This window comes from Agreia sp. (genome assembly GCF_964263775.1).
Classification (GTDB): Bacteria; Actinomycetota; Actinomycetes; order Actinomycetales; family Microbacteriaceae; genus Agreia.
The window spans coordinates 1-8961 of sequence record NZ_CAXVWM010000182.1 but is presented as its reverse complement, the minus strand read 5'-3'; the positions used below and the strand labels follow the sequence as shown (position 1 = coordinate 8961).

Annotated in this window: 7 protein-coding genes; 1 reads left to right on the top strand and 6 read right to left on the bottom strand. The window is 67.2% G+C overall.

The window, feature by feature from the left end:
* A partial coding sequence (gene rhaD, locus ACE5CZ_RS13180; RefSeq protein ID WP_374947788.1) for a bifunctional rhamnulose-1-phosphate aldolase/short-chain dehydrogenase occupies positions 1–1582 on the bottom strand: 1582 nt, incomplete at its 3' end.
* A gap of 180 nt (positions 1583–1762) precedes the next feature.
* The gene (locus ACE5CZ_RS13175; protein WP_374947787.1) at positions 1763–2524 is read right to left on the bottom strand and encodes a DeoR/GlpR family DNA-binding transcription regulator; all 762 of its coding nucleotides are present in this window, start codon (positions 2522–2524) and stop codon (positions 1763–1765) included.
* Positions 2525–2651: 127 nt separating this feature from the next.
* Here ACE5CZ_RS13175 and ACE5CZ_RS13170 point away from each other — a divergent pair, with 127 nt between their 5' ends.
* The gene (locus ACE5CZ_RS13170; protein WP_374947786.1) at positions 2652–4028 is read left to right on the top strand and encodes a hypothetical protein; all 1377 of its coding nucleotides are present in this window, start codon (positions 2652–2654) and stop codon (positions 4026–4028) included.
* A 19-nt stretch (positions 4029–4047) separates the two neighbouring features.
* Here the strand turns inward: ACE5CZ_RS13170 and ACE5CZ_RS13165 are convergent, their stop codons facing one another.
* From ACE5CZ_RS13165 to ACE5CZ_RS13150, 4 genes are all read right to left on the bottom strand, one after another.
* On the bottom strand, positions 4048–5544 hold the full coding sequence (locus ACE5CZ_RS13165) for a DHA2 family efflux MFS transporter permease subunit (RefSeq protein WP_374947789.1): 1497 nt from the start codon (positions 5542–5544) through the stop codon (positions 4048–4050).
* Positions 5545–5758: 214 nt separating this feature from the next.
* The gene (rhaI, locus tag ACE5CZ_RS13160; RefSeq protein ID WP_374947785.1) at positions 5759–6922 is read right to left on the bottom strand and encodes an L-rhamnose isomerase; all 1164 of its coding nucleotides are present in this window, start codon (positions 6920–6922) and stop codon (positions 5759–5761) included.
* Positions 6923–7027: 105 nt separating this feature from the next.
* On the bottom strand, positions 7028–7378 hold the full coding sequence (locus ACE5CZ_RS13155) for an L-rhamnose mutarotase (protein ID WP_374947784.1): 351 nt from the start codon (positions 7376–7378) through the stop codon (positions 7028–7030).
* 14 nt (positions 7379–7392) lie between these two features.
* Complete coding sequence (locus tag ACE5CZ_RS13150; RefSeq protein WP_374947783.1) at positions 7393–8862, bottom strand: arabinose isomerase; 1470 nt, start codon at positions 8860–8862, stop codon at positions 7393–7395.
* Positions 8863–8961: the final 99 nt, after the last annotated feature.

The following is an 8961-nucleotide window of genomic DNA, read 5'->3' as shown; positions in this document are numbered from 1 at the left end:
TGTGCTGCAGGTCCCAGTCGCCCTCCGTGGTGTCGAGCAGCGGCTTCGACAACGAGAGTCCGGCGTTGTTCACTACGAGGTCGAGACCGCCGAAAGCGAGCACGGCGGCGTCGATCGCGGCCTGGATCTCGTCTGCGCTGGTCACGTTGGCCTGCACGCCGATGGCAACGTCGGTCGATCCGAGCTGCGCGGCGGCATCCTGGGCCTTCTCGAGGTCGAGGTCTGCGATCACGACGCACGCGCCGTCGTTCGCGAGGCGGGTCGCGATGGCCTTGCCGATTCCGGATGCCGCCCCGGTCACGAGCGCGACGCGTGTCGCGTGCGACTTCGGCTTGGGCAGCCGCTGCAGCTTCGCCTCTTCGAGGGCCCAGTACTCGATCGCGAACTTCTCGCTCTCTTCGATCGGAGCGTAGGTCGAGAGCGACTCGGCGCCGCGCATCACGTTGATGGCGTTGAGATAGAACTCGCCGGCCACGCGGGCGGTCTGCTTGTTGGCGCCGTAGCTGAACATGCCCACGCCGGGAACGAGCACGATCGCCGGGTCGGCCCCGCGGATCGCGGGCGAATCGGGGGTGGCGTGCCTGTCGTAGTAGGCCTGGTAGTCGGCGCGGTACTCGGCGTGCAGCTCGATGAGGCGCGCGATCGAGTCGTCGATGGATGCGTCGGCCGGCAGATCGAGGATCAGCGGCTTGACCTTGGTGCGCAGAAAGTGGTCGGGGCAGCTCGTGCCCAGCTCGGCCAGGCGGGGCGCCTCGCTCGAGGCGAGGAAGTCGAGCACGACGTCTGCGTCGGTGAAGCTGCCCACCTTGGGGGCGTCGACCGAGGCGAGGCCGCGGAGAGTGGCGGCGAGGGCGGCGGCCTTCGCGCGTCTCCCTGCCGGGTCGAGGGGGCCGAAGCCGTCGCGGGCCGGGCCGAAAGGCTCGGCCTTTCCGTGCTCGGCGATGTATCGGGCGGCGGTGTCGATGATCCACAGGCTGTTCGCCTCCGTCTCGTCGCTCGTGTCGCCCCACGCGGTGATGCCGTGGCCGCCCAGGATGCAGCCGATCGCATCCGGATTCTTACGCTTGATCTCGGCGATGTCGAGGCCGAGCTGGAAGCCGGGCCGACGCCACGGCACCCAGACGACCTTGTCGCCGAAGATCGTGCTCGTGAGCGCCTCGCCGTCGGCGGCCGTCGCGATGGCGATGCCGGAATCGGGGTGCAGATGGTCGACGTGGGCGGCTTCGACGAGTCCGTGCATGGCGGTGTCGATCGAGGGGGCCGCGCCTCCCTTGCCGAAGAGGGTGTAGTCGAAGGCGGCGACCATCTCGTCTTCGCGGTCGACACCGGGATAGACGTTCACGAGCGAGCGCAGGCGGTCGAGGCGCAGCACGGCGAGACCTGTCTCCGTAAGAGTGCCGAGGTCTCCGCCAGAACCCTTGACCCACATGAGCTCGACCTCTTCGCCGGTGACCGGGTCGGTGGCGAAGCCCTTGGCCGACGTGTTTCCGCCCGCGTAGTTCGTGTTCCTCGGGTCTTGTCCCAGCCGGTTCGAGCGCGCGATCAGTTCGGCAGCAGCCACGGGGGTTTCGGGGGAAGTCATGGGGCGCTCCAATGCACGGGGGTTTGTTGCGTTTTGTTAGATGTTACAAAATCTAACGCGACACCACAATGGTGACGTGTCTTTCGCGGATGAGGAAATACTCGCGCCACCCCGCTCGACAGCGCTTTGATGGCGGCGAGTCGCACGTATTTCCTCATCGGCGAAAGGGGTGGAGCGGCTTCAGAGGAGGTCGACGAGGTCGCGGTAGGGGTCGAGGGCCGCATCGGATGGGTCGAGTTCGGTCACGAGGACGCCGATCTCGTGCCACGCGAAGCCCACGGCCAGCGCCTGCTGGCCGAGCTTCGACGAGTCGACGAGCAGAACGATCTCGCGGGCCCGCTCTGCGAACGCCCGCTTCACCTGGCTCTCCGCGAGTGATACCTCCGAGCTGCCGTTCGGCGCATCCAGCGAATACGCCGACGCGAAGAGGCGGCTGTACAGCATGGACTGGGCGCTCTGACAGGCTATGAGCCCGACGAAGCTGCCCGTGCGTTCATCGAGTTCGCCACCGACGAGAATGGGCGAAACGGCAGCCTTCCCGTTCAACGCGACGAAGTTCTCGTAGCTGTTGGTCGCGACGGTCAACGGGCCGGTCGGGTTGAGGTGGCCGGCGAGGCCCCCGGCGGTTGTGGATGCGTCGACCGCGATCGACCCCGCGCCCGGCAGGAGAGCGGCGGCCTTCTCTGCGATGCGCGCCTTCGCGGCCAGTGACGTGCCGCGCCGCTCGCTGAACGGTCGCGCGTCGAGCGCCGGCACGGCCCCGCCGCGCACCCGTCTGACCAGGCCAGCCGCATCCAGTTCATCGAGGTCGCGGCGCACGGTCATCACACTGACGCCGAGTCGCTCGGCCGCGGGTTCGAGGCGCACGCCGCCCTCGGAGCGCAGGGTTTCGAGCAGCGCATCGCGCCGGGCCTCGGCGCCGAAGCCGCGAGTCGTCGCCATTGGTCGCCTCCCGACGTGAGCTTGGCGCTGCTATCTCACATAAAGTAACACGTCGGCGGGTGTGGCGGCGGGCGTGCCCAAGCCCGATCCTGCGCGTGCAGTGACAAGTCGACGGCATGATTGAAGCATGGCCGGGGGATCAGCAGGACAGTCGCGACCGTCCGACATCCACCTGCACGCGTCGATATCGGGGCAGACACTGACCCGACTGTGGCAGGCGGGTTACGGCGACCGGCTGCGAAGTCTCGGCGACCCGTTCCAGGTGGTCTTCGACGGCGACGGAGTCAGACTCCACGAGCTGTCCGCTCCCATCGACCGGAGCATCGCTTCCGACTGGCGGGCGTTCATCCCCTGGTCGGATATCGACCGCATCGGCTTGGCGAGCGTCACGCTGCCCGGCCCCAGCGGCAGCGCGCAGAACCTGAGAGAAGCGATCACGATCCAGGCGAATTCGACGACCATTCCCCTGCTCGTCTATTCGCCGGCGACCGGCCTGGCGGCTGTCCTCAACGGGCGGGGAATCGACCTGGTGCGCCTCGCCACGGCGGTGAACGAGTTGCGCGGCAGGCCCGATGCCCATGTGAACCGGATGGACCTGTGGCGCGAGGCGGTGCCGGAACTCGATCCGATTCGGCGGACGCTGGCGGCCGATCTCGAACTCCCGAGTCGCACCGCCGACGAGCTTCTGGGCGACGTCGTGCGTCGGGAGCCGGTCTACGGACCGTCGTCGGAGCGGATCGGATCGATCTGGCGAGCGGTGCAGTATGTGGCCGGACTCCTGCTCGCGAGCGGGATCGTGGTGGTCATCGTGTCGCTGGTGCAGGGCTCCGATTTCCTGCGTGTCCCGGCCTTCGTCATAGCCGTCATGAGCGGCGTGGCGATCCGCATCGCATCCAGCCGCCATGGCACCGCCGCACGAATCGCCCTGAGAGAGCTCGAAGCCGGCTACACGCTCTCGCGCTCCGGCCCGGTGCAGGTCGATCAGCTGGATCCCGCCACGGCGATCGTGATCAGGCGCGCGGGCGAGCGTGCGCTCACTCCAGTCGAGGAGAAGCGGGCGCGGTCGGCTGCACGGCTGCTGGATGCCGGCGGCCCCGAGCTGTCGCCATCCGAATGGGCCGTGCTGCGCGCGCGGCAGATCATCTCGCGCGGGGAGGATCCCGAGGTGGCGCCGGCGATCGTGACCGACGTGCGGAACACGGCCGCGCCGGTCGCTCCCGCATGGGGAACAGGATCGCGTGAACCTGTTCCCGCCCGACACGCGCTGCTCGCAGGGCGGCACTCCCGCGGCATCTCCTGGTATCGGCGGGCCGACCTGGCGAGGCGCCGCGCAGCCGAGCACGCCGCGGGCTACACCGTGAGTCGCACGCTCCGGCCAGACCTCGACCAGGTCGACCCCGTCACGGGCTACGTCATCCGGCCCGCAGGCAGAGCGAGGCTCGCTCGAGCGCAGGAGCGCGCGGCCGCGGCCCGCGTGCGCATACTGCCGCCCTCCCCGAGTTGACCCGAACGAGCCGGTGCGCTTAGTGGCCCGCGGGCACCGCGTCGCGCGGCGCGTCTTCTGACTGGGCAGGCGCCTTCACGAAGAACGAGATCGCGATCGCTGCGAGGGAGATGAACGCTGCGCACATAATGGCCACGTGGATGCCTCCGGCAGTGTCGACTGCGCTCGGTGCGCTGCCACCCGAGAGGGCGATCGCCTGGCTCGCCATGACCGATACGAACAGGGCAGTGCCGGCGGCTCCGGCGAGCTGCTGAACGGTTCCGACGACGGCGCTGCCGTGCGAGTAGAGCTTCGGCGTGAGCGACGCGAGGCCCGCGGTGAACAGCGGCGTGAACAGCAGCGCCAGGCCCAGGCTCATGGTGACGTGCGCGGCGAGCACCCAGCCCCATGACGTGGTCGCGGTGAAGAGGGTCATGCCCCAGAATGCGGCACTCACGATGATGGAGCCCGGAATCAGCAGCACCCGCGGTCCGAAGCGGTCGTAGGCGCGGCCCACGAACGGCGCCAGGATGCCCATCAGCAGCCCGCCCGGAAGCAACAGCAACCCGGTCGAGAGCGTATCGAGGCCCAGCACATTCTGCGTGTACAGGGGCAGGATGATGAGCATTCCGAAGAGGGCCATCATGCTGATGGCGAGCATGGCGATGGCGACCGAGAAAGTACCCGAACGGAAGACGCGGAGATCGAGCAGCGCCTTCTCGTGTCGGGCGAGGCCGATCTGACGCAGGATGAATACGGCAAGCGCGACGATTCCGATGGCGAGAGGAAGCCAGCCGGGCATGCCGCCTTCTGCGCTGTTGCCGCCGAGAGAGCTGAGTCCGTAGACCAGCCCGCCGAACGCGAACGCCGAAAGTATGACCGAGAACACGTCGAGGGGAGCCTTGCGCGGCTCGGTGACGTTGGGGATCTTCAAGAAGCCGAGCACCAGCGCGCCGACGGCGATGGGCAGAACGAGCCAGAACATCCAGCGCCAGTCGAGCACGCTGAGGATGAGGCCCGAGATCGTGGGACCGATGGCCGGGGCGACCGAGATGACGATCGAGATGTTGCCCATGGTGCGACCCCGCGTGGCCGGCGGCACGAGGTTGAGCACGGTGGTCATGAGCAGCGGCATCATGATGGCCGTTCCGCTGGCCTGGATGACGCGCCCGGCGAGCAGCACCTCGAAGCCCGGCGCCATGGCCGAGATGAACGTGCCCGCGCTGAAGAGTGACATGGCCGCGAGGAACACGGGTCGTGTGTTGAGCCGCTGCAGCAGAAAGCCGGTGATCGGGATGACGACCGCCATGGTGAGCATGAACGCGGTGGTCAGCCACTGCGCGGCCTCGGCGGCGATGTCGAGGTCTCTCATGAGCACGGGCAGCGCCACGCTCATGATGGTCTCGTTCAGAATGACGACGAACGCCGAGACGAGCAGCAGCGAGATGACGAGGCGGTTGCGCCCCGCCAGAGCCGGGTCTTCGGCCCAGGCGGATGCGGGCGCGACGGGCGCATCGAGCGGTGCGACGGCCGGCATGGAGTCTGTGGGCGGTGCGAGGCGATCGGTCACGAGAACTCCAGGGCTGAGACGGTGTGGAAAAAAGGCGTGTGGGAGAAGCGGAGCGGTGGCTCACAGAATTCGCTTCATCGGGAGAACCTGTCTCTACTCTCCTCTATTCCGCCGACACTCGAAAGAGTCGATACGCACGCGCCCGTCGAGGGGAGTCGGCGGGCTACGCGCCCCAGCTCGCCTACGCGCCCCAGCTCGCCTGCGCGCCCACGCGCTCGGCCGAGATCTTCTCCTGGTAACCGGATGCCTGGAAGGCGGCGATCGGGTCGGCCGCAAGGCCGCGAGACTCGCGCCACTCGGCCAGCGGGCCCCGGACATCCGTGTAGAAGGCGTCCATGAGCACGGCGTTGGCGCCGAGTACGTCGTTCGATTCCTGCGCCGCGGTGAGTGCGGTGCGGTCGACGAGCAGCGCGCGCGCGGTCATCTCCTGCACATTGAGAACAGAGCGCATCTGGCCAGCGATCTTGGCCTCGATGTTGTGGCACTGGTCGAGCATGAACGCCACCACCGAGTCGGGTCCGTAGCCGCCCCCGCGGATGACCTCGTAGAGGATCCGGAACAGCTGGAACGGGTCGGCCGCCCCCACGATCAGGTCGTCGTCGGCATAGAAGCGCGAGTTGAAGTCGAACGAGCCGAGCTTTCCGAGGCGCAGCAACTGGGCCACGATGAACTCGATGTTGGTGCCCGGCGCGTGGTGGCCGGTGTCGAGGCAGACCAGGGCGCGCTCGCCGAGGGCGGCGACCTGCGCGTACGAGGTGCCCCAATCGGGAACATCGGTGTGATAGAACGCGGGCTCGAAGAACTTGTACTCGAGAACCAGGCGCTGGTCGTCGCCGATACGGTCGTAGATCGTCTGCAACGACTCGGCGAGCCGGTCCTGGCGGCCGCGGATGTCGTCTTGTCCCGGATAGTTGGTGCCGTCTGCGAGCCAGATCTTGAGGTCTTTCGACCCCGTCGCATCCATTATGTCGATGCATTCGAGGTGGTGGTCGATGGCCTTCTGGCGCACGGCCGGGTTCGACGAGGTGAGTGAACCGAACTTGAAGTCCTCGTCTTGGAATGTGTTCGAGTTCACCGTTCCAAGCTCGACGCCCAGGTCGTTCGCGTAGGCACCCAGGGCCGCATAGTCGTCGACCTTGTCCCACGGGATGTGAATGGCCACCTTGGGCGAGAGCCCCGTGTACTTGTTCACCTGCGCCGCGTCGGCGATCTTCTCCTCCGGATTGCGTGCCGTGCCCGGGGTTCCGAAGACGCGGAAGCGCGTGCCCGAGTTGCCGAATGCCCACGAGGGCAGTTCGATGGACTGCCCCTCGAGCCGGGCCGCGATGTCGCTGAATTGCACCATTGAAATTCTCCGTGTTTCTGCAGTAGTCATGTGAGCCAGATCCACCCGCGGGGCGGGGAAATGAATCGATTCAAGTTCTTCTAGGTTAGTTGGTGATCCGGGGTTTCACAATCGCTGGGAGGCCGCCAGCTGATCGGCGAGGTTGAACACCTCGGGAATGTAGTCGAACGCGCGGTCGGCGGGCACGGCGCTGTCGACGAAGTTGTCGGCCATGGCCGCCTGCCAGCGATCGTTCACCGACGTCGCGGCCATCCCGGCGAGGGATGCCTTCAGGTCGTCGGTCTCGAAATAGCCGATCACAAGACCGTCGGGTCGCAGAAAGATCGAGTAGTTGCGCCAGCCCGTCGCATCCAATGCCTCGAGCATGTCGGGCCACACGGCGGCGTGGGCCTCGCGGTATGCCTCGATGCGGTCGGGCTTCACCTGCAGCTGAAAGCACACGCGTTGCGTCGCCATGAGTGCTCCTGGTCTCAGCGCCACGACGGCAGCGCGGCCATGTCGACGTGCCGGTGCTCGATTCCGAGAAGGCTGGCTGCCGCCCGGATGTCTGCGGCCCGGTGTCCGACACACAGCGCCCAGTGATGGCCGATGCCGGTCTGCGACCACTCGTCGACCCATTCTCCGGGGTCACCGCCGAAGTCGACGCGCGAGGTCGTGTTGCCGATCTCGAGCAGCGGCCCCGGCTTCACGACGCCCTCGCTGGTGATGAAGGAGTAGCTGCCGTCGGCATCCTGCCCGATGCCGAACGTGGTGACCGGACCCTGCTTCACGTCGAACTCGACCGAGACGCCGTAGCCGCGCTTGCCGTGATAGATGCCGAGACCGCGCAGCAGAGGATCGCGTTCGGAGACCTGAAGGTGAGCGGGGCCGTCATGGCCCATCTCCACGACATCGTCGAAGAAGTTGAGCGCCTGGATCTCGGTGAACGAGCCGCCGGCGCCGATCGTGTGGGCGGCGAGCATCGCGAGGCTCGTTCGCAATTCGTATTCGCCGACGAACGGGATGCCTCGGGCCGTGAGTAGGGAAGAGCCCAGAATCATGCCGGCGCCGAGGCGCTCGTGCTGCTCTCCCTGCAGTCCACGGTGGTAGTAGGCGGCCGAGTCGAGGTCGAAGTCCTCGACCAGGCGGTCGAGCCCGACAGACACCTTGGCGCCCCACGAGAAGTCGTCGTCATTCACGGAGTCGTCGATCTGGAACAGGCGCCGGGCGAGTTCTTTGCGATCGGCGACCTGCGCATCCGTCACCTCGTCGACCCGCACGCGCAGGTCGTCGAACTCGAGAACCTCGACGTGCGAGCCGAATTGCGTCGAGACAAGGGTGAGGTCGGTCGACACGTCGAGCATGCCGGGGTAGAGGTGGCCCATCAGGCCGTGGCGGGCGTTGCGCAGCACGCCGCGAACGGCGGCGGCGTGCACCCACTGGGTGATGCGGGCCCAGGCGGACTCCTGCTTCAGGTGGCCCGAGACGCTGCGAAACGGGATGCCGGCGCGCTTGAAGACGTTGGCCACCTCGGGAACCGGGCACTGGCCGCAGTAGGCGAGCCACTTGCCGGTGTCGAAGTTGGCGTGGTCCATGGCCTCGGTGGGCTGCAGGTCGATCACGAGCACGGGGGTTTTCGCGCGCTGGGCGATCGGAAGCACCATCGACGAGGTCAGGTAGGTGGTGAGGAAGATGACGATGAGGTCGCAATCCGCGACGCGGAGTCTTTCGGCGGCGACCGTGGCCTCCTGCGCATCGGACACGAAGCCCACATCGATCACTTCGGCGTCGAGCTGATTGAAGCGATCCGTGACGTAGCGGCTCGACTCCTGCAGCTGCGGCAGCAGCTCGGGAAACTGCGGCCAGTAGGCGGCGAGGCCTCCGGCGACGAGGCCGATGCGGGTCTGGCGGTGTTTCTTCGGAGGAAGGAGATCAGCGACGGCGGCGAGTCGGTCGGTCATGGATCCGTTCGTTTCTGGTGTGCGAGAAGAGTCGTTCCCTGAGCCTGTCGACGAGGATGAGGCCCTCGACAGGCTCAGGGAACGCGGGGTGACTACTTC

Bases quoted from the DNA above. Each gene is read 5' to 3' on its own strand.
- ACE5CZ_RS13175 (WP_374947787.1), bottom strand. From the start codon at position 2,524: ATGGCGACGACTCGCGGCTTCGGCGCCGAGGCCCGGCGCGATGCGCTG.
- ACE5CZ_RS13170 (WP_374947786.1), top strand. From the start codon at position 2,652: ATGGCCGGGGGATCAGCAGGACAGTCGCGACCGTCCGACATCCACCTG.
- ACE5CZ_RS13165 (WP_374947789.1), bottom strand. From the start codon at position 5,544: ATGCCGGCCGTCGCACCGCTCGATGCGCCCGTCGCGCCCGCATCCGCC.
- rhaI (WP_374947785.1), bottom strand. From the start codon at position 6,922: ATGGTGCAATTCAGCGACATCGCGGCCCGGCTCGAGGGGCAGTCCATC.
- ACE5CZ_RS13155 (WP_374947784.1), bottom strand. From the start codon at position 7,378: ATGGCGACGCAACGCGTGTGCTTTCAGCTGCAGGTGAAGCCCGACCGC.
- ACE5CZ_RS13150 (WP_374947783.1), bottom strand. From the start codon at position 8,862: ATGACCGACCGACTCGCCGCCGTCGCTGATCTCCTTCCTCCGAAGAAA.